This is a genomic window from Aquabacterium sp. A08, from assembly GCF_011742065.1.
On sequence record NZ_JAAQQT010000651.1, the window covers coordinates 1 to 26,122 of the forward strand.

24 protein-coding genes are annotated in these 26,122 nt (G+C 67.3%); 9 read left to right on the plus strand and 15 right to left on the minus strand.

Translation table 11 applies throughout. The annotated features are described in order from the left end of the window. The 4 genes from HA630_RS14825 to HA630_RS14840 form a co-directional block, all read left to right on the plus strand. The coding region (locus HA630_RS14825; RefSeq protein ID WP_243855475.1) for an enoyl-CoA hydratase-related protein at positions 1–216 on the plus strand (216 nt) is incomplete at its 5' end. Between the two features lie 68 nt (positions 217–284). Then, positions 285–1,004, plus strand: a complete 720-nt coding sequence (locus HA630_RS14830) for a Crp/Fnr family transcriptional regulator (RefSeq protein ID WP_166835632.1) — start codon at positions 285–287, stop codon at positions 1,002–1,004. Positions 1,005–1,026: 22 nt separating this feature from the next. Continuing rightward, positions 1,027–2,118 (plus strand): phosphotransferase, encoded by a 1,092-nt coding sequence (locus tag HA630_RS14835; RefSeq protein WP_166835634.1) that lies wholly within the window; start codon positions 1,027–1,029, stop codon positions 2,116–2,118. Between the two features lie 41 nt (positions 2,119–2,159). Beyond that, positions 2,160–3,419 carry an acyl-CoA dehydrogenase family protein gene (locus HA630_RS14840; protein WP_101047399.1) on the plus strand — a complete coding sequence of 420 codons (1,260 nt, stop codon included), beginning with the start codon at positions 2,160–2,162 and terminating at the stop codon, positions 3,417–3,419. A gap of 102 nt (positions 3,420–3,521) precedes the next feature. Here HA630_RS14840 and HA630_RS14845 read toward each other — a convergent pair whose 3' ends face one another. From HA630_RS14845 to HA630_RS14875, 7 genes are read right to left on the minus strand one after another with little or no spacing between them, the layout of a single operon-like run. Continuing rightward, the gene (locus tag HA630_RS14845) at positions 3,522–5,960 is read right to left on the minus strand and encodes a GspE/PulE family protein (RefSeq protein ID WP_243855476.1); all 2,439 of its coding nucleotides are present in this window, start codon (positions 5,958–5,960) and stop codon (positions 3,522–3,524) included. Between the two features lie 33 nt (positions 5,961–5,993). After that, a complete protein-coding gene (locus HA630_RS14850) occupies positions 5,994–6,215 on the minus strand; it encodes a DUF2788 domain-containing protein (protein ID WP_166835636.1) in 222 nt (73 codons plus the stop codon). A gap of 12 nt (positions 6,216–6,227) precedes the next feature. Continuing rightward, the gene (locus HA630_RS14855; RefSeq protein ID WP_166835638.1) at positions 6,228–7,007 is read right to left on the minus strand and encodes a DUF2189 domain-containing protein; all 780 of its coding nucleotides are present in this window, start codon (positions 7,005–7,007) and stop codon (positions 6,228–6,230) included. A gap of 32 nt (positions 7,008–7,039) precedes the next feature. After that, entirely contained in the window at positions 7,040–8,656 is a 1,617-nt protein-coding gene (locus tag HA630_RS14860; protein WP_166835640.1) for an ABC transporter ATP-binding protein, read from the minus strand. Continuing rightward, entirely contained in the window at positions 8,653–9,702 is a 1,050-nt protein-coding gene (locus tag HA630_RS14865; protein WP_166835642.1) for an ABC transporter permease, read from the minus strand. Before HA630_RS14865 ends, HA630_RS14860 begins: the two co-directional genes overlap by 4 nt. A gap of 10 nt (positions 9,703–9,712) precedes the next feature. Continuing rightward, the gene (locus HA630_RS14870) at positions 9,713–10,738 is read right to left on the minus strand and encodes a microcin C ABC transporter permease YejB (RefSeq protein ID WP_166835645.1); all 1,026 of its coding nucleotides are present in this window, start codon (positions 10,736–10,738) and stop codon (positions 9,713–9,715) included. A 29-nt stretch (positions 10,739–10,767) separates the two neighbouring features. Further along, positions 10,768–12,666 (minus strand): extracellular solute-binding protein, encoded by a 1,899-nt coding sequence (locus HA630_RS14875; protein ID WP_166835647.1) that lies wholly within the window; start codon positions 12,664–12,666, stop codon positions 10,768–10,770. Between the two features lie 38 nt (positions 12,667–12,704). Here HA630_RS14875 and fabI point away from each other — a divergent pair, with 38 nt between their 5' ends. Next, positions 12,705–13,505, plus strand: coding sequence for an enoyl-ACP reductase FabI (fabI, locus tag HA630_RS14880; RefSeq protein WP_166835649.1), 801 nt, complete (start codon positions 12,705–12,707; stop codon positions 13,503–13,505). Between the two features lie 29 nt (positions 13,506–13,534). Here fabI and HA630_RS14885 read toward each other — a convergent pair whose 3' ends face one another. Further along, on the minus strand, positions 13,535–14,035 hold the full coding sequence (locus HA630_RS14885) for a hypothetical protein (protein WP_166835651.1): 501 nt from the start codon (positions 14,033–14,035) through the stop codon (positions 13,535–13,537). A gap of 165 nt (positions 14,036–14,200) precedes the next feature. On the opposite strand from HA630_RS14885, the gene HA630_RS14890 reads away from it, so the two are divergent. Beyond that, on the plus strand, positions 14,201–14,710 hold the full coding sequence (locus HA630_RS14890; RefSeq protein ID WP_166835653.1) for an arsenate reductase ArsC: 510 nt from the start codon (positions 14,201–14,203) through the stop codon (positions 14,708–14,710). A 17-nt stretch (positions 14,711–14,727) separates the two neighbouring features. Here HA630_RS14890 and HA630_RS14895 read toward each other — a convergent pair whose 3' ends face one another. The 5 genes from HA630_RS14895 to HA630_RS14915 all read right to left on the minus strand — a co-directional run bounded on the left by HA630_RS14895 (position 14,728) and on the right by HA630_RS14915 (position 20,297). Further along, entirely contained in the window at positions 14,728–15,258 is a 531-nt protein-coding gene (locus HA630_RS14895; protein ID WP_166835654.1) for a GNAT family N-acetyltransferase, read from the minus strand. A 15-nt stretch (positions 15,259–15,273) separates the two neighbouring features. Then, on the minus strand, positions 15,274–16,605 hold the full coding sequence (glmM, locus tag HA630_RS14900) for a phosphoglucosamine mutase (RefSeq protein ID WP_166835656.1): 1,332 nt from the start codon (positions 16,603–16,605) through the stop codon (positions 15,274–15,276). 34 nt (positions 16,606–16,639) lie between these two features. After that, positions 16,640–17,506 carry a dihydropteroate synthase gene (gene folP / locus HA630_RS14905; protein ID WP_166835658.1) on the minus strand — a complete coding sequence of 289 codons (867 nt, stop codon included), beginning with the start codon at positions 17,504–17,506 and terminating at the stop codon, positions 16,640–16,642. 85 nt (positions 17,507–17,591) lie between these two features. Beyond that, on the minus strand, positions 17,592–19,508 hold the full coding sequence (ftsH, locus tag HA630_RS14910) for an ATP-dependent zinc metalloprotease FtsH (protein ID WP_166835662.1): 1,917 nt from the start codon (positions 19,506–19,508) through the stop codon (positions 17,592–17,594). A 123-nt stretch (positions 19,509–19,631) separates the two neighbouring features. Next, on the minus strand, positions 19,632–20,297 hold the full coding sequence (locus tag HA630_RS14915) for an RlmE family RNA methyltransferase (protein WP_166835665.1): 666 nt from the start codon (positions 20,295–20,297) through the stop codon (positions 19,632–19,634). A gap of 17 nt (positions 20,298–20,314) precedes the next feature. Between HA630_RS14915 and HA630_RS14920 the strand changes: the two genes are divergently transcribed. The 3 genes from HA630_RS14920 to HA630_RS14930 all read left to right on the plus strand — a co-directional run bounded on the left by HA630_RS14920 (position 20,315) and on the right by HA630_RS14930 (position 25,192). Continuing rightward, positions 20,315–20,791, plus strand: a complete 477-nt coding sequence (locus HA630_RS14920; RefSeq protein WP_166835668.1) for a YhbY family RNA-binding protein — start codon at positions 20,315–20,317, stop codon at positions 20,789–20,791. Positions 20,792–20,795: 4 nt separating this feature from the next. Next, positions 20,796–22,907: a M3 family metallopeptidase gene (locus tag HA630_RS14925; RefSeq protein ID WP_166835671.1), complete on the plus strand. Its 2,112-nt coding sequence runs from the start codon at positions 20,796–20,798 to the stop codon at positions 22,905–22,907. A gap of 251 nt (positions 22,908–23,158) precedes the next feature. Continuing rightward, entirely contained in the window at positions 23,159–25,192 is a 2,034-nt protein-coding gene (locus tag HA630_RS14930) for a S8 family serine peptidase (protein ID WP_243855477.1), read from the plus strand. Between the two features lie 13 nt (positions 25,193–25,205). Here the strand turns inward: HA630_RS14930 and HA630_RS14935 are convergent, their stop codons facing one another. Both HA630_RS14935 and rpiA read right to left on the minus strand, forming a co-directional pair. Continuing rightward, a complete protein-coding gene (locus HA630_RS14935) occupies positions 25,206–25,448 on the minus strand; it encodes a VF530 family DNA-binding protein (protein ID WP_166835674.1) in 243 nt (80 codons plus the stop codon). Further along, on the minus strand, positions 25,445–26,122 hold a 678-nt coding region (gene rpiA, locus HA630_RS14940; protein WP_166835677.1), incomplete at its 5' end, for a ribose-5-phosphate isomerase RpiA. The genes HA630_RS14935 and rpiA, both read right to left, overlap by 4 nt.

The following is a 26,122-nucleotide window of genomic DNA, read 5'->3' on the forward strand; positions in this document are numbered from 1 at the left end:
GCCCTGACCGAGGCCCTGGCGCTGTGCGAACGGCTCAACGGCCAGGCCCCCAATACCCTGGCCAGCATCAAGGAGTTGGTCAACGCCGCACCCGACCAGTCGCTGAACCAGCACCTGAAGCAGGAGCGCGACCACTTCGTGCGCAACCTGCACCACGCCAACGGTGGTGAAGGCATCGCCGCCTTCCTGGAAAAACGCCCGGCACGCTACCGTTGAGCCCCTCGCCCTGCCCCGGTCACCCAAGGGACAGGTACCCCCACCCCCAGTCACTCACAAGACAGACGATGGACGAACCGATTCTGACAATGGAAGAACGTGAGGCGATCAACAGCGGTCGCTGGTTCACGAGTCTTTCCCCTTCTCTGCGACACGACATCCTGCGATGCGCTTACGTCAAACGTTACAAGGACGGCGACCTGATCGTTGCCCGCGGCGACCCACCGACCGAATGGACGGCGGTGGCCAAGGGCGCGGTGCGGGTGAGTTCGACCTCCCTGTCGGGCAAGCAGATCACGCTGACCTATGTGGAGCCGGGCGTGTGGTTTGGCGACGTGGCGATGTTCGACGGGGACCAGCGCACGCACGATGCCTACGCCCACGGTGCCACCACGCTGCTGTGTGTGTCGCGCACCGACTTCCAGAAAATTCTGGCCGCCCACGTGGAACTGTACGAGGCCTTGATGCGGCTGCAGGCGCGCCGCATCCGCACGCTGTTCGGGCTGGTGGAAGACCTCAACACCCTGCCGCTGCGGGCGCGGCTGGCCAAGCAGTTGCTGCACCTGGTGCGCAGCTACGGCGTGCCCTGCCTGTCCAGCGGCAACGAATACCGCATCAGCCTGCAACTGGCGCAGGAAGAACTGGCGCAACTGCTGGGCGCCTCGCGCCAGCGGGTGAACCAGGAACTCAAGTCCATGGAACGCGAGGACGCCATCCGCATCGAGCCGGGCGGACTGGTGGTGCGCGACCGGGACGCCCTGCTCCGGATCGCCGAAGCCGACCACTGACCCCCAGGAGACCCCCACGGCCATGAACACTTCCCCCGACAACCCCATGGCCGACACCCACTCCATCGATGGGGCGGCGCTGGAACGCTGGCTGACCGCCCACCTCGACGGCTTTGCCGGCCCGCTGAGCGTGGAGAAATTCGCCGGTGGCCAGTCCAACCCCACCTACAAGCTCGTCACGCCGGGGCAGACCTACGTGATGCGCGCCAAGCCCGGCCCGGTGGCCAAGCTGCTGCCCTCGGCCCACGCCATCGAGCGCGAATTCAAGGTGATGAGCGGGCTCAGCCACACCGGTGTGCCGGTGGCCCGCATGCACGTGCTGTGCGAGGACGAATCGGTCATCGGCCGCGCCTTTTACGTGATGGAATTTGTGCCCGGCCGGGTGCTGTGGGACCAGTCTCTGCCCGGCATGACCCCGGCCGAGCGCCGCGCCATTTACCTGGAAATGAACCGGGTGCAGGCCGCCCTGCACACCGCCGACTTCCGCGCCGTCGGCCTGGCCGACTACGGCAAGCCGGGCAACTACTTCGAGCGCCAGATCGGCCGCTGGAGCAAGCAGTACCTGGCCTCCATCACCCAGCCCATCCCCGAGATGGACCGGCTGATCGAATGGCTGCCGGCGCACATCCCGGCCATGGCGCGGGACGAATCCCTGGTGTCCGTGGTCCACGGCGACTACCGGCTCGACAACCTGATGTTCCACCCCACCGAGCCGCGCGTGCTGGCGGTGCTGGACTGGGAACTGTCTACCCTGGGCCACCCGCTGGCCGATTTCAGCTACCACTGCATGGCCTGGCACATCCCGCCGGGCACCTTCCGCGGCATCGCCGGGCTGGACATCGCGGCGCTGGGCATCCCCAGCGAGCAGGAGTACATCGAGCTCTACTGTCAACGCACCGGCTTTGTCACGCCCGAGGCGCTGAAAGCCGACTGGAACTTCTACCTTGCCTACAACATGTTCCGCCTCGCGGCCATCCTGCAGGGCATCGCCAAGCGGGTGGAAGACGGCACCGCCTCCAGCGCGCAGGCACGCCAGTCCGGCGCCGGCGCCCGCCCCATGGCCGAACTGGCCTGGCTGTACGCCCAGAAAACCCGGCCGACCGCGCAGGCCTGAGTTTTCATCCCCCCAGATTCACCACCACAGAGGAGCGATCCATGAATTTCGATTACACGCCCAAAGTCCAGGAACTGCGCGCTCGCCTGCTGGCCTTCATGGACGAGCACATCTACCCCAACGAAACCGCGTTCCACGCCGAGGTCGAAGCCAACCGCGCCAAGGGCAACGCCTGGGTGCCCACCCGCGTGATCGAGGACCTCAAGCCCAAGGCCCGCGCTGCTGGCCTGTGGAACCTGTTCCTGCCGCACTCCAAACGCGCCCCCGAAGGCCTGAGCAACCTGGAGTACGCGCCGCTGTGCGAGATCATGGGCCGCGTGCCCTTTGCCGCCGAGGTGTTCAACTGTTCGGCGCCCGACACCGGCAACATGGAAACGCTGGAGCGCTACGCCACCGAGGCACTGAAAGACCAATGGCTGGAGCCGCTGCTGCGCGGCGAGATCCGCTCCGCCTTCCTGATGACCGAGCCGGAAGTGGCTTCGTCGGACGCGACCAACATCCAGTGCCGCATCGAGCGCGACGGCGACGAATACGTCATCAACGGCCGCAAGTGGTGGTCGTCTGGCGCCGGCGACCCGCGCTGCGCCGTCTACATCGTCATGGGCAAGACCGACCCCGAGGCCCCGCGCCATTCGCAACAGTCGATGATCGTGGTGCCGGCCAACGCCCCCGGCATCACCGTGCTGCGCCCGTTGAGCGTGTTCGGCTACGACGACGCGCCCCACGGCCACATGGAGGTGCTGCTGGAGAACGTGCGCGTGCCGGCCGCCAACATCCTGCTGGGCGAAGGTCGGGGCTTCGAGATCGCCCAGGGCCGCCTCGGCCCGGGCCGCATCCACCACTGCATGCGCTCCATCGGCGCGGCCGAACGCGCGCTGGAACTGATGTGCGGCCGACTGAACAGCCGCGTCGCCTTCGGCAAGCCGGTGGCGGCCCAGTCGGTGTGGCACGAGCGCATCGCCGACGCGCGCTGCATGATCGAACAGGCCCGCCTGCTCACGCTGAAAGCCGCCTACATGATGGACACCGTGGGCAACAAAGTGGCCAAGGCCGAGATCGCGATGATCAAGGTGGTGGCCCCGAACATGGCCTGTCAGGTCATCGACTGGGCCATCCAGGCGCACGGCGGCGGCGGCATTTCGCAGGACTTCCCGCTGGCCATGTCCTGGGCGCACCAGCGCACGCTGCGCTTCGCCGACGGTCCGGACGAGGTGCACCGCGCCGCCATCGCCAAGCTGGAACTGGCCAAGCACAGCCTGATCGCCAAAGAGATCGACATGCCCATCACCCGGGGCTGCTGAGCCGAGGCCGACGCCCTGCCCGGTCCGCCGGGCTGGGCGGCACCCGTCTGACATCCATCCGAAACTGGCCGCGGCGTCGCACGACGCCGCGGCCTGGTGCTGTCAGACGTTGCTGGACGAACGCACCTCGGCCAGGCTGGTCAGGCCCATCAACACCTTTTCGATGCCGTCCTGGCGCAGGGTGCGCATGCCTTCGGCGATGGCCTGCGACTGCAGGTCCTGTGGCCGCGCGCGGTTCTGGATCAGGTGGCGCAGCTCGGGCGAACTGCTGAGCAGTTCGTGGATGGCCACCCGGCCGCTGTGCCCGGTCTGGCCGCAGGCGTCGCAACCCGGCGCGTGGCGCAGGTGCAACTGGCCGTTGCGGCCAAAACGTTCCAGCCAGTGTTGCTGCAGGGTCTGGCTGTCGCGCAGGGGGTGGTCGGCGGGCAACTGGCTCTGGTAGTCGTGCAGCAGCTCGTCCAGCCGCTCCTGCGACAACACCTCCGAACGCACACAGGCCTTGCAGAAGCGCCGCACCAGGCGTTGCGCCAGAATGCCCTGGAGCGAATCGGCAAAGGAAAACGGGTCCACCCCCAGGTCGATCAGGCGCACGATGGTCTCGGCCGCCGAGTTGGTGTGCAGGGTCGAGAGCACCAGGTGGCCGGTGAGCGAGGCCTCGATGGCGATTTCCGCCGTCTCCTGGTCGCGGATTTCGCCCACCATGATCACGTCGGGGTCGGCGCGCAGCAGGGAGCGCAGCGCCGCCGCAAAGGTCCAGCCGATCTTCGGGTTGACTTGGATCTGGCGCAGCCCGCGCTGGGTGATCTCCACCGGGTCTTCGGCCGTCCAGATCTTGCGCTTGGGGGTGTTGATGCGCTTGAGCGCCGAATGCAGCGTCGTGGTTTTGCCCGAGCCGGTGGGGCCGGCGCACAGGAACAACCCGTAAGGCCGGCTGACGATGTGCTCGAACGCCTCCAGGTTGGCCGGACTCAGGTCCATGGACTCCAGGGGCAGCGGCTCCGACGAGGTCAGCACCCGCATCACCACGTCCTCCAGGCCGCTGGCCGTGGGAATGGTGGCCACCCGCAACTCGATGGCCAGCCCGCCGAACTTGGAGAAGTTGATCTTGCCGTCCTGCGGCTTGCGGCGCTCGGAAATGTCCAGGTCGCACATGATCTTGATGCGCGCGATCAGGGCGTTGCGGTAGCTGGCCGGCAGTTCCAGGTAGGGCCGCATCTCGCCGTCCACCCGGAAACGGATCACCACCTTTTGGCGGCCCGGGTAGGGCTCGATGTGGATGTCGGACGCGCGCTGGTAATAGGCCTCGGTGATCATGGAATTGATCAGCTTGACCAGGGTGTTGTCCGACTGCTCGACCGGCTTGTCGTCGTCGTCTTGCTGGTTGGCTTCGCCCGTCAGCTCCACCGCCAGTTGCAGGGCGTCCATGCCCGTGGGCAGTTCGGCGTCCGGCCCATTGGCCTCGGCCCGCGGAACGGCATTGGCCGCCGCCAGGTCGCCCATGCCGATCTCGCGGTAGGCCTTGGCGATTTTCGTGGGCAGTTCGGTGCTGGTGCTCACCACCGGCACCACCTTGCGCTGGGTGGAAAACTCCAGTTCGTCAATGACCTTGAACTGCAGCGGGTCGGCCATGGCCACCACCAGGGACGAGCCCATGTCCACCAGCGGCAGCACCTTGAGGCGCGTGGCCATCTGCATCGGCACCCGGCGCAAGGCCAAAGCGTCCACCGGGAACTTGTTCAGGTCCACAAACGGGTAGCCCATCTTGCGGGCAAAGGCGGTCTGCAGATCGGCCGGCGTGACCAGGCCCATCTCCACCAGCATTTGCCCCAACGGACCGCGCTTGTCCGCTTTCTGGCTTTTGAGGGCCTGCGCCAGCTGGGCCGGAGTGATCTTGCCCAGGCCCAGCAGGGCCTCGCCGATCGGGACGGGCTTGAGGCGGGCCTGGCGTTCCAGCGCTTCCTTGAGCTGTGCCAGGTTTTCGACCATGGTCGGGGCCACACCCTGCAATTCTTCCAAATCCACCACGTCGGCCTCGGCCAGCACGGTTTGGCTGAAGTCGGTGTCGGCGATCATCTCGCCGGCACTGCGGTGCAGCTCAAACCGGGCGATGCCGCTTTTCGGGATGAACACGCGGTAAGGGTCGTCGTCCAGGCTTTTCTTGGGGAAAATCCATAAGCCCTGCCCTTCCTTGTGGTGCCCGTGGCAGATGCCCGAATAGATGGCGCCGTCGCGCAGGTGCACCACGAACGAATGCAGACCATCTTCCAAGTGACCAGCAAAACCCGAAGGCTGGAATTCCTCGTCCAGGTCGGACTGCGTGTCCACCTTCAGGCGCTTGATCTGGTTGTACTTCAGGCCCACGCCCCGGCTCTCGCCAAAAGGCAGGATCTTGAGCTGACGGTGCTCCGGGTCCAGATCGACCAGGTGTCCAGAAATCGTGTTGCCGTTCCAGCCCTCGGCCGTGCAGGTCAGCACCTTGCTGCCCACATCGAGCGTGTCTTCGCGCCGGATGTTGGGCACCACAAAATGTATCTTTTTCATTTTCTCTCCCGAATCACCGTCTGGACCACCGCGTTACAGGCCCAAGACCCACTTGATCACATTTTTCGCCAAAAACCCCAGCATGCCAAACGACAGCACCAGGAACAGGATGAAGGTGCCGAATTTGCCGGCCTTGGATTCCCGCGCCAGGTTCAGCACGATGAACAGCATGTACAGAATGAACGCGCCGACGCCGAACGTCAGGCCGAACTGGGCGATCTGGCCTTCGGTGTAGCCGAAAATGGTGCCTTCCATGCGCGCCCCGCTTCAGGCCGACGGCGCGTGGATCGCGCCGGCCGACTTCAGGTGGACGTAGGCGTGCCAGCTGGCGTGGCCCAGCCAGGGCACCACCACCACCAGGCCCACGGTCAGGGTCAGCAGGCCCACCCCCACCAGCGCCACGATCAGCAGCGCCCAACCGGCCATGACCACCGGGTGGCTGCCCACCGCACGCCAGCTTTCGCCCACGGCCTGCCACAGCGGCAGGCGGCTGTCCACCAGCAGCGGCAGGGTGATGACGCTGGACGCAAACACCGGCGCGGCGAGCAAGGCACCCAGCAGCAGCCAGACCTCAAACAGGCCGGGCGACGGCCCGAACACCACGTGGCGCAGAAAATCGGCGGGTTTTTCAATGGGCACCGGGGCCCAGAGCGTGATGAGACCGGCCGAGGTCAACACCCAGCCGGTGCCGGCCAGGGCCAGCAACACGCCAAAGCCCACCAGCCGCCGGTCGCGCGAACCCCAGACGCGCCAGACTTCACGACAACAGACGCGCTGGCCGCGTTCGGCCTGCCGGCTGACCTCGTACAGGCCGGTGGCCAGCACCGGGGCAACGATCAGAAACCCCGAGAACGCCCCCGCCAGCCACCAGAACTGGTCACGCGCCAGGAAAAACAACACCGCCCCGAAGGCCGCCAGCAGCACCCCATGCATCAAGCCGGGCAAGGGGTTGCGCAGTAGGTCGCGGGCGCCCAGGACCAGCCAGCGCACGGGGGACAGCAGGCCGACCGGTTCGGGGAAAGGGGCGGTTTCGCGGGGTGGGGGCATGGGGCAGAAAACAGCGCAAAACCCCGATTGGATCACAACGGCGCGCAGGCCTCGAGCAACTGGCGGGTGTAAGGGTGGGTCGGGGTGCGCAACACCCGGGTCGCCGGGCCGTGCTCCACCACCTCGCCGCCCTGCATCACCATCACCTCGTGGGCCATGGCCCAGATCACGTCGACGTCGTGGGTGATGAGCAGGTAACTCAGGCCGTGGCTGCGCTGCAGTCGCAGCAGCAGCTCGATCACCTGCTGCTGCACCGTCACGTCCAGCGCACTGGTGGGCTCGTCCAGCACCAGCAGCTGGGGCTGGACGATCAGGGCCCGGGCAATGGCCAGGCGCTGGCGCTGGCCGCCAGAGAATTCGTGCGGGTAGCGGTGCAGCCAGGCATCGGCCTCGGGGCCGTCGGGGCAGAGGCCGACTTCCTGCAGCGCCCGGCGCACCCGTTCGCGCCGTGCCGCGGGGTCCAGGTCGGGCGCGTGCACCTGCAAGCCCTCGCCCACGATCTGCTCCACCGTCATGCGGGGCGACAGCGACGAGAACGGGTCCTGGAACACCACCTGCACCCGCTGCCGCAAACGCCGGCTGGCGGCCGGCGCGTGGCTGCGCCAGGCCTGGCCCAGCACCTCCAGCCGCCCCTCATGGGGCAGCAGGCCCAACGTGGCCAGGGCCAGTGTCGACTTGCCGGACCCCGACTCCCCCACCACCCCCAGCGTGCGGCCGGGCGGCAGGGCGAAGTCCACCGCCCGCACCGCCTCGAAGCGCCCGCGCCGGAACCAGCCGCGCAGGCCGGGCAAGGGGGTCGGGTAGGCCACGGTCAGGCCCTGCGCCTGCAGCACCGGTGCGACCTCGGGGGCCGGGCCATCGCTTTCATCGGGCCAGGTGCGGCGCGGTCGGCTGTCCAGCAGCCGGCGGGTGTAGGGGTGCTGCGGCTGGGCGAACACCTGGGCCACCGGGCCCTGCTCCACCAGGTGGCCGCGCTCCATCACCGCCACCCGGTCGGCAAACTGGCGCACCAGGTGCAGGTCGTGGGTGATGAGCAGCACCGCCATGCCCAGGCGCCGCTGCAACTCGCCCAACAGCTCCAGCATCTGGCCGCGCAGGCTGGCGTCCAGCGCGGTGGTGGGCTCATCGGCGATCAGCAACTGCGGCTCGCTGGCCAGGGCCATGGCGATCATGGCGCGCTGGCGCTGGCCACCGCTGAGCTGGTGGGGGTAGGCGCCGGCGCGCCGTTCCGGTTCGGGAATGCCGGTGGCCTGCAGCAACGCCAGCACCCGGGCCCGGGCCGCCGCACCGGTCAGGCCTTTTTTCAGGGTCAGCACCTCGGCAATTTGGTCACCGATGGTGTAGAGCGGGTTGAGCGCGGTCATCGGCTCCTGAAAAATGCAGGCCACCGCGTCGCCGCGCACCCCGCGCAGTTCGCGCTCGCGCAGGGCCAGCAGGTCGCGCCCGGCAAAATGCGCCTTGCCGCTGACGCGGGCGTCGGGCACCAAGCGCAGCAGACCCAGCGCCGACACGGTTTTGCCCGAGCCGGACTCGCCCACCAGCGCCAGTTTTTCGCCGGCCCGCACCTCGAAGTCGATGCCATGCACCACCGCGCGCCCGCCGAACGCCACGCGCAGACCGCGCACCTGCAGCAAAGGGGTGTCGCTCATCGTTCGGCCTTGCGGGGGTCCAGGGCGTCGCGCAAGGCGTCGCCCATGAAGGTCAGCAGCAACAGGGTCAGCACCAGCACGCCGAAGGTGGACAGCGAAATCCACCACGCGTCGATGTTGTTCTTGCCCTGGCTCAACAGTTCGCCCAGCGACGGGGTGCCCGGCGGCACGCCCAGGCCCAGGAAGTCCAGCGAGGTCAGCGCCAGGATGGCACCGCTCATGCGGAAGGGCAAAAACGTCACCACCGGCGTCAGGCTGTTGGGCAGGATGTGGCGCCAGATGATCTGCCCGTGCGTCAGGCCCATGGCGCGGGCGGCGCGCACGTAGTCGAGCTGGCGGTTGCGCAGGAATTCGGCACGCACGTAGTCGCTCAGGCCCATCCAGCCGAACAGGCTGAGCAGCACCAGCAGCAGGGCCACGCTGGGCGCGAACACCGCACTGAAAATGATGAGCAGGTACAACTCCGGCATCGCCCCCCAGACCTCGATGAAGCGCTGGAAGGCCAGGTCCGTCTTGCCGCCGAAATAGCCCTGCAGCGCTCCGGCGGCCACGCCCAGCAGCACGCCCACCGCGGTCAGCGCTAGGGCAAACAGCACGCTGACGCGAAAGCCGTAGATCAGCTGCGCCAGCAGGTCGCGGCCGCGGTCGTCGGTGCCCAGCCAATTGTCGCGCGACGGGCCGGACGGGTTGGGCTCCCGGGCAAAGTAGTTCAGCGTGTTCGGGCCGTAGGGGTTGGGCGGGTAAATGGCGAAGTTGTCGCCGCGGGTCAGTTGCCCGCGGATGAAAGGGTCGAGGTAGTCTGTGGGGGTGTCGAAATCGCCGCCGAACACGGTTTCGGGGTGCTCCTGCACCAGCGGGAAGTAATAGTGGCCCTCGTAGCGCACCAGCAAGGGTTTGTCGTTGGACAGCACCTCGGCCATCAGACTCAGCAGCACCAGCGCCACAAAAGCCACCAGGCTGACAAAACCCAGCCGGTTGCGCCGAAAGCGCTGCCAGGCGCGGCGGGCCGGACTGACGGAGGGGCTGTGCACAAACGTCGGCGGCATGCGGCGGGGCTCAGTCGAACTTCACGCGCGGGTCCACCCACACGTAGCAGAGGTCGCTGACGAGCTTGGTCACCAGCCCGATCAGGGTGAACAGGTAAAGCGTGCCCAGCACCACGGGGTAGTCGCGGCGGATCACGCTCTCGTAGCTCAGCAGCCCCAAGCCATCGAGCGAAAACAGCGTCTCGATCAGCAGGGACCCCGCGAAAAACGCCCCGATGAAGGCCGCCGGGAAACCAGTGACGATGGGGATGAGCGCGTTGCGGAACACGTGCTTCCACAGCACCTGGCGCTCGCTCAGGCCCTTGGCGCGGGCGGTCAGCACGTACTGCTTGCGAATTTCCTCGAGGAAGGCGTTCTTGGTCAGCATGGCGGTGACGGCGAAGCTGCCCAGCACCATGGCCGTCACCGGCAGGGTGATGTGCCACAGGTAGTCCACGACCCGCGCGCCCCAGCTCAGTTCTTCCCAATGGGCCGAAGTCAGCCCGCGCAGGGGAAACCACTGCAATTGCCCGCCAAATATCACCAGCAGCGCCACGCCCAGCACAAAGCCCGGGATGGCGTAACCCACCAGCACAATCAGGGTGGTGACGAGGTCAAAGCGCGAGCCGGCGCGCACCGCTTTGGCCACGCCCAGCGGCACCGCCACCGCGTAGCTGATGAAAAAGGTCCACAAGCCCAGGCTGATCGACACCGGCAGTTTTTCAATGACCAGGTCGGCCACCGCCTTGTTCTGGAAGAAGCTGGTGCCCAGGTCGAAGCGGGCGAACTGGCCCAACATCTGAAAAAAGCGCACGTGGGCCGGCTGGTCGAAACCGTACAGCGCCTGGATCTGGGCCAGCCGCTCGGGGTCCACACCCTGGGCGCCACGGTACAGCGCCCCGCCCTCGGCGCCGGTGCCTAGGCCAGCGCGGGCCTCGGCCAGGTACTGCTCCACCGGGCCGCCCGGCACAAACTGGATCACCACAAAGGTCAGCAACAGCACACCGAACAGCGTCGGCAGCATCAGCAGCAGGCGTTTGAGGACGTAGACCCACATGGCGTTCAGAAGTGGCGGGGTGGGCGGCTTCAGCGCCGGGCGGGGGCGGTGGGTTGCGCCCACCAGGTGTCGATGGCCCAGCCCTCGCCAGCGGCGTAAGGGGGCATGTGCGCCGGGCGGGCCAGGCGCCAGGCGTTGTAGGCCAGCCGGTGGGTGGTGGCCGACCACTGCGGCACCAGCACGTGGCTGTGGCTGATGGCACGGTCCAGGGCCCGGCAGGCGGCCAGGAAGTCGGGCCGGGTCTTGGCACCGGTCATGCGGGCGATCAGCGCGTCCACCGCCGGGTGGGCCACGCCGGCGAAGTTGCCCGAATCCTCGGTGCGGGCGGCGGCGCTGCCGAACAGGTCCGCATACTCGGCGCCCGGGTTGTCGCTGCCCTGGTAGGCGATGGAGATGACGTCAAAGTCAAAGGTGCGCAGCCGCTGCTGGTACAAGGCAAAGTCCACCGGTCGGAACTTCAACGCCACGCCCAGCTTGGTCAGGTTGCGGGCCCAGGGCGTGACGACGCGGGCCCCGCCCTCGTTGCTGTCCAGGTACTCCAGCACCAGCGGCTGCCCCTGGGCGTTGCGCAGCTGCCCGCCCTGCACCGTCCAGCCGGCCTCGCGCAGCAGGGCCTGGGCACGCCGCAGGTTGTCGCGCAGGCTGCGGTCACCGTCGGTGCGCGGGGGCTCGAACATGGGGCCGAACACCGCTGGCGGCAGCTGCGCGCGCCAGGGCGACAGCAACGCCAGCTCGGCCGCGTCGGGCGCGCCCTGCGGCGAACAGTCGGTGTTGCCAAACAGGCCGCGCACCCGCTGGTAGGCGTTGTAGAACATCTGCCGGTTCATCCACTCGTAGTCCAGCGCCAGGCCCAGGGCCTCGCGCACACGGATGTCGTCCAGCGGCGGGCGGCGGGTGTTGAACACATAGCTCTGAAAGCCGGTGGGCAGGCGGTGGGTGAATTCGCCCTTGACCAGTTCGCCGCTGTCAAAGCGCTTGCCGTTGACGCGGCGGGCCCAGTCCCCGGCCGAGAAAAAACGCATCAGGTCGAACTCGCCGGCCTTGAGCGCCTCCAGCTTGGCGGTGTTGTCCTTGTAGATCCGCACGGTGATGCGGTCGAAATTGGCGGTGCCACGGCGCACCGGCAGGTCGCGCGCCCAGTAGCCCGGGTCGCGCAGGTAGGTGATGTCCTTGCCAAACCGCACCGGCCCAAGGGTGTAGGGGCCGCTGCCGATGGGGGTGTCCATCACCACCTGGTCGAAGGTCTTGCGCTGGCCGGTCTTGGGATCGATGTCATCGCCCCAGGCGCGGCTGAACACCGGCAGGCCGCCCACTGTCAAAGGCAGTTCGCGGTTGGGCTGGCGGAAGCGGTAACGCACGGTGCGTTCGTCCAGCACGTCCAGCCCGGCCACGTCGGCCAGCACGGTCTTGTAGGCGGGCGAGGTGTGCGGCCCCATCAGGGTGTCGAAGCTGTGCTTCACGTCGGCCGCCAGCACCGGCTGGCCGTTGTGAAAACGCGCCTCGCGGCGCAGCCGGAAGATGACCGACAGGCCGTCCGGTGCGGCCTGCACGTCCTCGGCCAACAGGCCATAGGCGGCCCCGCTCTCGTCGGCCGCGCCCACCAGCAGGCTGTCGAACATCAGCGCCGACAGGTAGGCCGGCGCACTGCCGCGCAGGGTGAAGGGGTTGTACTTGTCGAAGGTAGAGGTGCGCAGGTTGCTCACCAGCCGCAGCTCGCCGCCCTTGGGCGCCTGCGGGTTGACGTACGCGAAGTGCGGGAAATCGGCCGGGTACTTCAGCTCGCCCCACAGGGCGTAGCCGTGCGCGGCCCAGGCTCCGCTCGCCGCACCAGCGGTCCCCAGCGCCAACCCGACCCACGCGAGCCAGCGGCGCCCCGCCCGCCCGGCCACCGGGGGCACACGCAAGGACGGGAACAGGGAGAAGACCATGCGACAATTCTGCAGGATTTTTACTGGAGATTTGACCCATGGGTTTTCTGGCTGGCAAGAAACTGCTGATCACGGGCGTGCTGTCCAACCGTTCCATCGCCTACGGCATCGCCAAGGCCTGCCATGCACAGGGCGCCGAGCTGGCGTTCAGCTACGTGGGCGAGCGCTTCAAAGGCCGCATCACCGAATTTGCCGCCGAATTCGGCTCCAACCTGGTGTTCGACTGCGACGTGGGCGACGACGCCCAGATCGCGCAGCTGTTCAGTGACCTGTCGGCCCACTGGCCCACCTTCGACGGTTTCGTCCACGCCATCGGCTACGCCCCGCGCGAAGCCATCGCCGGTGACTTCCTCGACGGGCTGAGCCGCGAGGGCTTCCAGATCGCGCACGACATCAGCGCCTACAGCTTCCCGGCCATGGCCAAGGCCGCCCTGCCCCACCTGAACGACAACGCCGCCCTGCTGACGCTGACCTACCTGGGCGCCATCCGCAACGTGCCCAACTACAACACCATGGGCCTGGCCAAAGCGTCTCTGGAGGCCTCGGTGCGTTACCTGGCCGAATCCCTGGGCGCCAAGGGCCGCGGCCTGCGCGCCAACGGCATTTCCGCCGGGCCCATCAAGACCCTGGCCGCCAGCGGCATCAAGGGCTTCGGCAAGATCCTGAATGTGGTGGCCGAGACCGCGCCGATCCGCCGCAACGTCACCATCGACGACGTGGGCAACGTCGCCGCTTTCCTGCTGAGCGACCTGGCCGCGGGCGTGACCGCGGAAATCACCTATGTGGACGGCGGTTTCAGCCAGGTGGTGGGCGGTATCGCCGAACCGGCCGACGCCTGAGGTGACTTGGCGGCGGGGGGTTGAACGGTTCAGCCCCCCGTGCGCAGAGAATAGGCCAGCACCCCAAATGGCAGGTACAGCCAAAGGGTGCTGCCCATCAGGCCAAACGCCAGGTTCAGCCAGAAAAACAACACTTCCTTCGGCCGCTCGGGGTACAAATTCCGCTCCACCACCTGTGCGGGCGACGGAAACCCCCACTGCCGGGCCACGTCCCAACCTCCTGGGCTGTGCCGGGCCAGGGCACGCAGGGCGCCGTAAGGGCCGACGAACAGGAACAGCAGCCAGCCCAGCGCCACCGGGCCCATGCGGGAAAATTCCTCGAACACCCAGGCGGTGAACCCCCAGCGCTGGACGACTTCGTGCCAGAACGGCAGCAGCACCGGCAACAGCACCAGAAACAGGCCGAGCATGGCGAACAGGGCCTGCAGCGGAAAACTCCAGCGTGCCAGCCACTCGGCGGCGCGGCGTTGCCGCCGCCGGGCCAGTGTTGGCGAACCGACGCCAACCGTCGGCGATGCATGAACTCCCATGTGCTGTTTTTATCACCCCGTGGGGCGGCGCGCCATCCCCCATTTGGGGGAGCCGGCCCATGACGCACCGGCCGCAACGCGCCACGCAAGGCTTTCCGCCGTCTTGTGTCACAGGATCGACACAGAAATCGCGCACCATGCAAGGCTGTTTCACCGCCGCCTGCCATGACCGCGCACCAGCCCATCCACGTCCTGTTCCTTTGCAGCCACAACGCCGCCCGCAGCCAGATGGCCGAAGCGATCCTGAACCACATGGGCGGCAGCCGTTTTCGGGCCTGGTCGGCGGGGCGCGAACCCCGCCCCGACGGTCAGCCGCACCCCCTGGCGCTGGAGGCCTTGCACAGCGCCGGCATCGACACCGCCGGGCTGCGCAGCAAATCGTGGGACGAGTTTGTGGTTGCCGAGGCCCCGCCGCTGGACCTCGTCATCACCCTGTGCGATCAGGCGGCCGGTGAGGCCTGCCCGGTCTGGCCGGGCCAACCGGCCACCGCGCACTGGAGTTACGAGGACCCCAGCCTTGTCCAGGCGCCACACGAGGAACAGCTCTACGCCTTCAAACACGTGCTGCACGCCTTGCACCAGCGTCTGGAGTTGCTGATGAGCCTGCCGCTTTCACGGCTGGACAAGTTCATGCTGGAGCACCACGCGCGTGAACTGGCGCCCCGGGCGCGCTGATCGGGCGCCACGCGCCCTCAGCCCAGCCACTTCTGCAGAAAACGGGCCTGGCCCAGGGCCGGGTCCAATTCGTAGCCGGCGAAACCGATGCGCCGGTACAGCCGAAGCGCAGGTCGGTTGCCTTCCAGCACCTCCAAGGTCAGCTTGCAGGCCCCGCGCGCTTGCGCCAGGCGCTCGACCAGCGCCAGCATCTGTTCGGCCACCCGGCGGCCGCGGTGGCTGGCCAACACCGCCACGTCGTGCACATTCACCAAAGGCCGGCACTGGAAGGTGGAAAACCCCTCAATGGCATTGACCAGGCCCACCGGCTGGTCGCCGTCGAAGGCCAGCACGCTGAACACCTGCGGGCGCCGTGCCAATTCGGGCACCAGCCGGGCCCGGGCCGTGTCGCTCAAAGGCTGCCCACCACCGGCCGGGTCGCACGCGTAGGCGTCCAGCAACATGACGAGGGCCGCGGCGTGCACCGGGTTGGCGTAATCGGCCTGCAACACCTGCAGCAACGGTGCGTCGCCAGGGCTGTCAGGGGCCTCAGAGGGAGTATCGTGCATGGGCAAGCAGGCGCGTCAGGCCCGAACCGTGTCGGCCATGCGCTGGGCCAGCGCCTCGGCCTGCTGGGCGTCGCGGGCCTCGACCATCACCCGCAGCAACGGTTCCGTGCCGCTGGCCCGAATCAGCACCCGGCCGGTGTCGCCCAGGCTGGCCTGCGCCGCCTCGATGGCCGCGCGCAAGGCGGCGTTGGTTTGCCAGTCCTGGCCCGGCTGCAAACGCACGTTCACCAAGGTCTGGGGGAACAGCGTCAGCCCCGCGAGCAGCTCGGCCATGCTGCGCTGGCTGCGCACGCAGGCCTGCAGCACCTGCAGCGCCGACACCAAGCCGTCACCGGTGGTCTGGCGGTCCAGCACCAGCAGGTGGCCCGAGCCCTCGCCCCCCAGCAGCCAGTGGTGGCGGTGCAGTTCTTCCAGCACGTAGCGGTCGCCCACCTTGGCGCGCACAAACTGCACCCCTTTGGCCTTGAGCGCCACCTCCACCGCCATGTTGGTCATCAGGGTGCCCACCACCCCGGGCACCACCTCGTCGCGGCCCAGGCGGTCGTCGGCCAGCAGGTAGAGCAGTTCGTCGCCGTTGTACAGGCGGCCACTGGCGTCCACCATCTGCAGGCGGTCGGCGTCGCCGTCCAGGGCAATGCCGACGTCGGCCCGGTGCTCGCGCACCGCCGCCACCAGCGCCTCGGGGTGGGTGGCGCCGCAACCGCGGTTGATGTTCAGGCCGTCCGGGCTGCAGCCAATGGCCACCACCTCGGCCCCCAGTTCGTGGAACACCTTGGGGGCGATCTGGTAGGCGGCGCCATGGGCGGCGTCCACCACGATTTTCAGACCTCGCAGGGTCAGGTCGCTGCCAAACGTGCTTTTGCAGAACTCGATGTAACGGCCGGCCGCATCGTCCAGCCGGCGTGCCTTGCCCAGGTGGGCCGCGTCCACCCACACCGGCGCGTCGCTCAAGGCAGCCTCTACCGAACGTTCCCATTCGTCGGGCAGCTTGGTGCCCTGCGCGCTGAAGAACTTGATGCCGTTGTCGGCAAACGGGTTGTGGCTGGCCGAAATGACCACGCCCAGGCTGGCGCGCTGCGCCCGCGTCAGGTAGGCCACCGCCGGCGTCGGCACCGGGCCCAGCAACACCACATCCACCCCGGCCGAGTTGAAACCCGACTCCAGCGCCGACTCCAGCATGTAGCCCGAAATGCGGGTGTCTTTGCCGATCAGCACCGTCGGATGGGCTTCGGTGCGCTTGAGCACGCGCCCCACGGCGTGCGCCAGCTGGAGGACGAAATCGGGGGTGATGGGGTAGGTGCCGACGGTGCCGCGGATGCCGTCGGTACCAAAAAAGCTGCGGGCCATGGTTGTTCTTTAGCCGTGGTGGTGACAGCGCCGATTATCGGGCCTGGGCCACCGTCGCCTGCCAGACCTTGAGCGCATCGGCGGTGGCCCGCACGTCATGCACCCGCACGATGCGCGCGCCACGCTCCACCGCCAGCAGCGCCGCGGCCACGCTGGCGGCCACCCGTTGCGCCGGCAGTTCCTGGCCGACCACACGGCCCAGCGACGACTTGCGCGACCAGCCCGCCAGCAGCGGGTAGCCCAGCGCCAGCACCTCGGCCTGGCGGGCCAGCAGGGCAAAGTTCTGTTCCACCGTTTTGCCGAAGCCGATGCCGTAGTCCAGCACGATGCGGTCTGCCGCCACCCCGGCGGCGCGCAAGCCCTCGGCGTGGCGCTGCAGGAAGGCCACCACCTGGGGCACGGCATCGCCGTCCATCGGTGCGATCTGCATGCGCTGGGGCTCCAGGTGCATGTGCATCAGACAGACACCACAATGCGGGTGCCCGGCCACCACCGACACCCCGCTCAAGCCGTCCTCGCCAGGCCGCTGCAAGGCCCAGACATCGTTCACGATGTCGGCCCCCAGGTCCAGGCAGGCCCGCATCACCTCGGGCTTGTAGGTGTCGATCGACACCGGCACGTTCCAGCGCACCAGCTCGCGCACCACCGGCACCACACGCGCCAGTTCTTCGGCCAGGGGCACCGGCGGCGCACCCGGGCGGGTGGACTCCCCTCCCACGTCCAAGATGTGCGCCCCTTCGCCCAACAAGGCCTCGGCATGTCGCAGCGCCAAAATGGGCTCGGGATGCGATCCACCGTCGGAAAACGAATCGGGCGTGACGTTGACGATGCCCATGACCTGCGGTTGGCTCAGGTCCAGGGTGAAGCGGGCGGTTTGCCAGTGGGCGGTGGTGGGGGTCATGAAACGGTGGCCAATGCGGGGCGGCAAGCCCCAAAAGCACCGGGGCCCTCAGGCCCCGGTGGTTTGTGAAGCGCCCGGTTGCGGCTCAGGCCGCGGTCGGCGCCGGGTCGTGTTTGACGCTGGGCGAGCCGCCGCTGTCGCCACCGCCGGCGGGCGGGTTGCGCGGCGTCCAGTCCTTGGGCGGACGCGGGGGCTTGCCGGCCATGATGTCCTCCAACTGCTCGGACTCGATGGTTTCCCACTCCAACAGGGCCTTGGCCATGGCGTGCATCTTGTCGCTGTGCTCTTCGATCAGGCGCCGCGCCAGCTGGTACTGCTCGTCGATGATGCGGCGCACCTCGGTGTCCACCTTGCGCATCGTCTCTTCGCTCATGTTGGTGGTTTTGGTCACCGAGCGGCCCAGGAACACCTCGCCCTCGTTTTCGGCGTACACCATGGGGCCCAGGGCGTCGCTCATGCCGTAGCGCATCACCATGTCGCGGGCAATGTGGGTGGCGCGTTCAAAGTCGTTGCTGGCGCCGGTGGTCATCTGGTTCATGAAAACCTCTTCGGCAATCCGGCCACCGAACAGCATGCTGATCTGGTTCAGCATGAATTCCTTGTCGTAGCTGTAGCGGTCTTTCTCGGGCAGGCTCATGGTCACGCCCAGCGCACGGCCGCGCGGGATGATGGTGACCTTGTGCACCGGGTCGCACTTGGGCAGCAGTTTGCCAATGAGGGCATGACCGGCCTCGTGGTAGGCGGTGTTGCGGCGTTCCTCTTCGGGCATGACCATGGACTTGCGTTCCGGGCCCATGATGATTTTGTCCTTGGCTTTCTCGAAGTCCTGCATCTCCACCACGCGGGCGTTGCGGCGCGCGGCCATCAAGGCGGCTTCGTTGCACAGGTTGGCCAGGTCGGCGCCGCTCATGCCGGGCGTGCCGCGGGCGATCACCTCGGGCTTGATGTCGGTGCCCACTGGGATCTTGCGCATGTGCACACCCAGGATCTGCTCGCGACCGCGGATGTCGGGCAGCGTGACGTAGACCTGGCGGTCGAAACGGCCGGGGCGCAGCAAGGCGGCGTCCAGGATGTCGGGGCGGTTGGTCGCGGCGATCACGATCACGCCCATGTTGGTCTCGAAACCGTCCATCTCCACCAGCATCTGGTTGAGGGTCTGCTCGCGTTCGTCGTTGCCACCGCCCAGACCGGCGCCGCGCTGACGGCCCACCGCGTCGATTTCGTCGATGAAGATGATGCAGGGGGCGTTCTTCTTGGCGTTCTCGAACATGTCGCGGACACGGGCCGCGCCCACACCGACGAACATTTCCACGAAGTCGGAACCCGAGATGCTGAAGAACGGCACCTTGGCCTCGCCGGCGATGGATTTGGCCAGCAGGGTTTTGCCGGTGCCCGGGGGGCCCACCAACAACAGCCCACGCGGGATACGCCCGCCGAGCTTCTGGAACTTGGCCGGGTCTTTCAGGAAGTCCACCACCTCCTTCACCTCTTCCTTGGCCTCGTCGCAGCCGGCCACGTCGGCAAAGGTCACGGTGTTGGTGTTCTCGTCGAGCATGCGCGCCTTGCTCTTGCCGAAGCTGAAAGCCCCGCCCTTGCCACCCCCCTGCATCTGGCGCATGAAGTAGATCCACACGCCGATCAGCAGCAGCATCGGGCCCCAGCTCACCAACAGGGTCATCAGCAACGACCCCTCTTCGCGCGGCTTGACGTCGAACTTGACGCCGTTGGCGATCAGGTCGCCGACCAGCCCACGGTCGAGGTAGGTGGCGGTGGTGCGCACGCGCCGGTCGTCGTTGGTCACGGCCACGATCTCGGTGCCGCCCTGGCCTTCCTGGATGGTGGCGCTCTTGATGCGCTGGGCCTTCACCTCGTCGAGGAACTCGGAATAGCCCATGTAGCCGGCCCCCACCGTGGCGCGACCGTCAAACTGTTTGAAGACGGTAAACAACACCATGGCGATGACCATCCACACCGCGACTTTTGAAAACCACTGGTTGTTCAAGTAAAGCTCCTGCTTGATGACTCACTGTCAGTTCGGACCCATTTTAGGTCTTTCAAGGCCGTCCACGGGAAACCCCGGGGGTGCCCTGGGCAATCGCCGGGATAGCGAATGCCTAACAGGCGTTTATTTCAGACCGATGCCAATCAAAAAGGTTTCCGACGATTTGTCGCGCGAGGCCTTGGGTTTGAGGGGCTTGACCAGCTTGAACGTGTCCTTGAACAGCTTGAGCAGATCGTTGTAGCCGCTGCCGTGGAACAGCTTGACCACCAGCGCCCCCTCGGGCCTGAGGTGGGTGCGGGCAAAGTCCACCGCCAGTTCCACCAGGTGGACGATGCGGGCGGCGTCCACCGTTTCCACCCCCGACAGGTTGGGCGCCATGTCGGACACGACCACGTCCACCGCCTGCACCGCGTCGCCCACGCGCAGGGCGTCTTCCAGTGCGGCCAACACCTCGGGCTCGCGGAAGTCGCCCTGGAGGAAGTGCACGCCCTCGATCGGCTCCATCGGCAGCAGATCCAAGCCGACGATGGTGCCGTTGAGCGCGCCCACCGCCGCGCCGGTGGGCGACAGGCGGCGGCGCAAGTACTGGCTCCAGGCCCCGGGGGTGCAACCCAGGTCCACCACACACTGGCCGGGGCGGATCAACCGAAACACCTCGTCGATCTCTTTGAGCTTGAACGCGGCGCGCGCGCGGTAGCCTTCCTTCTGGGCCAATTTGACCCACGGATCGTTGACGTGCTGGTTCAACCAGGCCTTGTTGACCTTCTTGCTCTGCGTTTTGACTTTCATGCGGGGATAATTGTCCCATGCCTCACATCCAACTCACTCCCGCCCAACGCAAAGTCCACCGGGCCGACGCGCACCACCTCGACCCCGTCGTCCTCATCGGTGGCGACGGCCTGACCGAGGCCGTCAAAAAAGAAGTGGACGCCGCGCTCAGCGCGCACGGCCTGATCAAGGTGCGCGTCTTCAGCGACGACCGCGCCCAGCGCGACGCGTTTCTGGCCACCCTGGCCGACGAACTCAACGCCGCGCCCATCCAGCACATCGGCAAACTGCTGGTGCTGTGGCGTCCGCTGCCCGAGAAAGAAAAAGCGGTGGACGAAGACCGCAAACCCGGCCCGCGCGACGTGAAATTGCTGAAATACAGCAAAAAAGGCGGCCAGCGACCGGAAGTGAAAATGGTGCGGGTGCTGGGCAACGAACGCCTGACGGCGGGCGGCATCATCAAACGCGCGAAAAAACCCACACAAAAAAGTGTGAAGAAAACCACGCAAAAATAAACGCATGAACGCCCCCACCGCTGCCTCGCTCGCCCTGGCCCAGAACCCCCTGCTCGACTTCAGCGGCCTGCCGCTGTTCGACCGCATCGAACCGGCCCACGTCGTGCCGGCCGTGGACGCGCTGCTGGCCGCGGCCGATGCCGCGCTGGAAGCGGTGACAGCCCCCGACTTCCCGGCCGACTGGACCCGGCTGGCCCAGGTGCTGGACGTGGCCACCGAGCGCCTGGGCTGCGCCTGGGGCGCGGTGGGCCACCTCAACGCGGTGGCCGACACGCCGGAACTGCGCGCCGCCTACAACGTCGCACTGCCCAAGGTCACCGAATTCTGGACCCGCCTGGGTGCCGACGAACGCCTGTACGCCAAGTACAAGGCCATGGACCCGGCCCGCCTGACGCCCGAACAGGCCCAGGCCCACCGCAACGCCATGCGTGGTTTTGTGCTGGGCGGGGCCGAGCTGCAGGGCGCGGCCAAGGAACGCTTTGCCGCCATCCAGGAACGCCAGGCCGAACTGAGCCAGAAGTTCAGCGAAAACGCGCTGGACGCCACCGACGCCTACGCCTACTACGCCCGTGCGGAAGAACTCGCCGGCGTGCCCGGGGACGTGCGCCAGGCCACCCGCGCCGCGGCCGAAGCCGAAGGCAAAGACGGCCACAAGATCACCCTCAAACTGCCCTGCTACCTGCCGGTGATGCAGTTCGGCACCGACCGCGCCCTGCGCGAACGCCTCTACCGCGCCTACGGCACCCGCGCCAGCGACCAGGCCAACTGCCCCGAGGTGCCGGACGGTGTGCGCTTCGACAACACGGCCATCGTGCGGGAAATCCTGGCCCTGCGCCAGGAAGAAGCCGAACTGCTCGGCCACCCGGACTTCGCCACCGTGTCGCTGGTGCCCAAGATGGCCGATTCCCCGGCGCAGGTGGTGGCGTTTCTGCGCGAACTGGCCGCCAAGGCCCGTCCCCACGCCGAACAGGACCTGGCCGACATGCGCGCCTTTGCCGCCGAGCAACTGGGGCTGGCCGATCCGCAGGCCTGGGACTGGCCCCACATTGGCGAACAGCTGCGCCAGGCGCGTTACGCCTACAGCGAGCAGGACGTCAAGCCCTACTTCACCGCGCCCAAGGTGCTCGACGGCCTGTTCCACATCGTCGAGACGCTGTTCGAGGTGAGCATCCGCCCCGACACGGCGCCGGTCTGGCACCCGGGCGTGCAGTTCTTCCGCATCGAACGCCGCGGCACCGGCGACGCCGCGCCGCAACTGGTGGGCCAGTTCTACCTGGACCCGGGCGCCCGCACCGGCAAGCGCGGCGGCGCCTGGATGGACGACGTGCGCGCCCGCTGGCTGCGCCCCGATACCGGCTCCCTGCAGACCCCGGTGGCGCACCTGGTGTGCAACTTCGCCGAAGGCGTGGGCGGCAAGCCGCCGCTGCTGACGCACGATGACGTGATCACCCTGTTCCACGAGTTCGGCCACGGCCTGCACCACCTGCTGACGCAGGTGAACGAGCGCGACGTCAGCGGCATCAGCGGCGTGGAATGGGACGCGGTGGAGCTGCCCAGCCAGTTCATGGAAAACTTCTGCTGGGAGTGGGACGTGCTCAAGCGCATGACCGCCCATGTGGACACCGGCGAGCCGCTGCCGCGCGCGCTGTTCGACAAGATGCTGGCGGCCAAAAATTTCCAGAGCGGCCTGCAGACGTTGCGGCAGATCGAGTTTTCCCTGTTCGACATGCTGTTGCACAGCCACACCGCCCCGCGCGGCAGCGAAGGGGTGGACTTCATGGCCGTGCTGCAACAGGTGCGCGACGAGGTGGCGCTGCTGCAACCGCCGGCTTACAGCCGCACGGCGCACACCTTCAGCCACATTTTCGCGGGCGGTTACGCTGCAGGTTACTACAGCTACAAGTGGGCCGAGGTGCTGAGCGCCGACGCCTACGCCGCCTTCGAGGAAGCGGCCCAGACCGCCGGCACCACCCTGGACGTGGTCACCGGCCGCCGCTACCGCGAAGCGGTGCTGGAAGCCGGCGGCAGCCGCCCGGCCATGGCCTCGTTCAAGGCCTTCCGCGGCCGCGAACCGCAAATCGACGCGCTGCTGCGGCACCAGGGCATGGCTGCTTGAAACCTTTTGGTCGTGACACAGGTACCAGGTCAACGCCCACACATTCCTGCTACCCCGTTTCTTTCTTGCGAATTTCTTGCAGCGCTGTGACCTTGGCGGTGCTGGCCGCTTGTGGCGGCGGTGGCGGCACCACTGGACCGTTGATTGCCCCACCGCCCGACGAAGCGGTTCGCACCCCTTCGCCACTGCCAGACGACAGCCCAGACAACGGCAGCAACACCGGCTCGGAAGGCACGCCCGAACCTGCCCTGATGACCGTGGCCGTGGTGGACAGCGGCTTCAAGCTGGACCACCCGGAACTGGTGGGCACCTACACCGCTGCCCAGGAATTCGCGGGCACGGGCACACTGGAAGACGACGTGTTCCGCCACGGCACTTTCGTGGCCCAGGTGCTGGCAGGCAACACGGTGGGGGCCACCGACCACGCGACCCTGCTGCTGGCCAAAGCGGCCGACAGCCAGGGCCGGATCTACACCGACAAAATCCTTGACGCCACGACCTGGGCCCTGGACAACGGTGCACGCGTGGTGAACTACAGCCTCGCACCGGTCTATGTGTTCAGCGCCAACGACTTTCTCGGCCAGACCTTTGCCCGTGCACTGACGGCCTCCGGCGGCTTGGGGGCGGTGATGGTCATGTCGGCGGGCAACATTCCCCTGACCAATGGCAGCTACAACGAAGCCAGCGGAAACATTTCCACCCAGTTGTACAGCGCCAGCACCTTTTTCGGGGGCAACAACAATTACAACGACGTCTCTCTGATCGTCGGTGCCATCGACGCGGTCGGCAACCGCCAGCCTTACTCTTTCTACCCCGGCGGAGAAACCGAGGTGCAGTCCCGCTTTCTGGTCGCGGAGGCCCCCGTCACGGTGAAAAACCTCTCTGGCACCAGCAACCTCAATTTCAACGGGACGTCGGCCACCGCCCCCCTGGTCAGCGCGGCCGCCGCCGAAATTCTGTCTCGCTGGCCCCACATGACCGCGCAGGCCACGTCCAGCCTCCTGCTGGAGACGGCGGACCAAAGCTTTTCTGCCCTGTACAGCAACTTCACGTGTGGATCGGGCACTTACAGTTGCGGCCACTACTACTTTGGCACGGGCAAGCTGGACCTGGCCACGGCCTTGCAACCGGTGGGCACCACCGAACTGGCCAGCAGTGGCACGGTGGCGGAAGGCGGTTATGCGCTCAGTTCCACCCGGCTCACGCTGCCGGCGGCCTTTGGAGATGCATTGCAAGGCCAAACGCTGAATGCGGCCCTGTTTGACAGTTATGGCCGAGACTTCGGCTTCGGGTTTCAGAACCTGGTGGGTTCGGCCCGCACGAATTTGGGCCGGGATTGGCTGAATGCCAGCGGACAACGGCCACAGCGTTACAGCGATGGCCTGACCACGGTGGATTTGTCGTTCGATGCCCAAGGGGATCTGGCCGCCTCATCGGTGGGTATGGCTTGGGGCGACAAGCTGCACTGGACCTGGCAGCGTGGCACTGGCCGCGGTTTCGATGCGCTGGAGCAAGACGAACTGCCCCTGTTGTCCCTGGCCGGACAGGGGGCACTGGCCCCCTATGAAACCCTAGACCGACTCGTCGTGCGCTGGACACTTGGTGACCAGGCCGCCCTCGAGGCCCGCACCACCTTGGCCAGCCAAAACCGGGAAACCGTCAACGGTGCGGCGCCTTCAGCCCAACGGCACGAGGCGGTGCTGTCGTTCCAGACTGCGTCAGCCACCCGCCTGCGCCTGGGTTATGCGGTGACCCAAGAAAACCGGGCGCTGCTGGGTCAGACCGCTCAAGGCGCTCTGGCGCTGGATCGCACGCTGGCGCAGGCCATGAGCTTGGAAATCGACCGCCAACTGTCCACCAACGTGCGCCTGTTTGGCGCAGCGGAACTGGGCAGCCTGCAGGTGCAAGGCCGTACCGGGTACCTGCGCATGGACCAGGCCCGGACCAGCCAGTGGCGTGCCGGCATGGTGTGGTCAGACCCCAAGGAAGGCACGCACTTTGGCCTGGCATTGAGCCAGCCCCTGCGCGTGGAGCAGGCACAAGCCCAATTCCACCTGCCGGTGGGACGAACCCTGGACGGTCAAGTGCTGCGTCAGACCCAATCGGTCAACCTGACCCCCTCCGGCAGGCAGACCAACCTGGAAATGGCCTACCAACGCCCTTGGGGCGGGCAAGGTCTGCGCCGCGGAACCTTGGGCCTGAACGCCATCTACGCGTACGATGCCGGCCATCGTGCGGGCCAAAGTGACTGGGCCCTGATCGGTTCGTACCACCTGCGCTGGTGAGGTGCGGCCTCGGTCAGCGTTGTTGGCGGCGCATGTAAAGGTACAGCCCCTCCACCTTCTCGCGCGCCCAGGGCGTTTTGCGCAGGAACTTCAGGCTGGACGCCACGCTGGGCTCGTGGGTGAAACAGCGCACCGGAATGCGTTGCCCCAATTCGGCCCAACCGTAGTGCGCCACCAGGGCGTTGACCATGGCCTCCAGCGTCACCCCATGCAGGGGATTGCGCGGCTGGGCCGGCGCGGCGGGCTGTTCGCTCATGCGGCGCCGCCGAATTCAAACGTTTTCACGCCGCTGGCGGTGCCCAACAGGCAAACGTGGGCCTTCTGGTGGGCGAACACCCCCACGGTCACCACGCCGGGCCAGTTGTTGACCTGGCTCTCGAAGGCCAGCGGGTCGGCGATCTGCAAACCGCTCACATCCAGAATGTGCTGGCCGTTGTCGGTCACCAGCGGCACCCCGTCCTTCAGGCGCAGGGTGGCGCTGCCGCCCAGGGTCGCAAAACGGCGGGCGATCTGCTGCGCGGCCATCGGGATCACCTCCACCGGCAGCGGGAAAGCGCCCAGCACCGGCACCCACTTGCTCTCGTCGGCGATGCAGACGAAACGCTGCGACAGGGCCGCGACGATCTTCTCACGCGTCAGCGCCGCGCCACCGCCCTTGACCATGTGACCCTGGGGGTCGATTTCGTCGGCGCCGTCCACGTACACCGACAGGCGCTCGACCTCGTTGGCGTCGAACACCGGGATGCCCAGCGCCTGCAGGCGCTCGGTGGAGGCGACCGAGCTGGAGACGGCGCCGCGGATCTGGTCCTTCATGCCGGCCAGCGCGTCGATGAACTTGTTGACGGTGGAGCCGGTGCCGACGCCGACGATCTCGCCGGGCACCACATACTGCAGCGCGGCTTGGCCGACCAGGGTCTTGAGTTCGTCTTG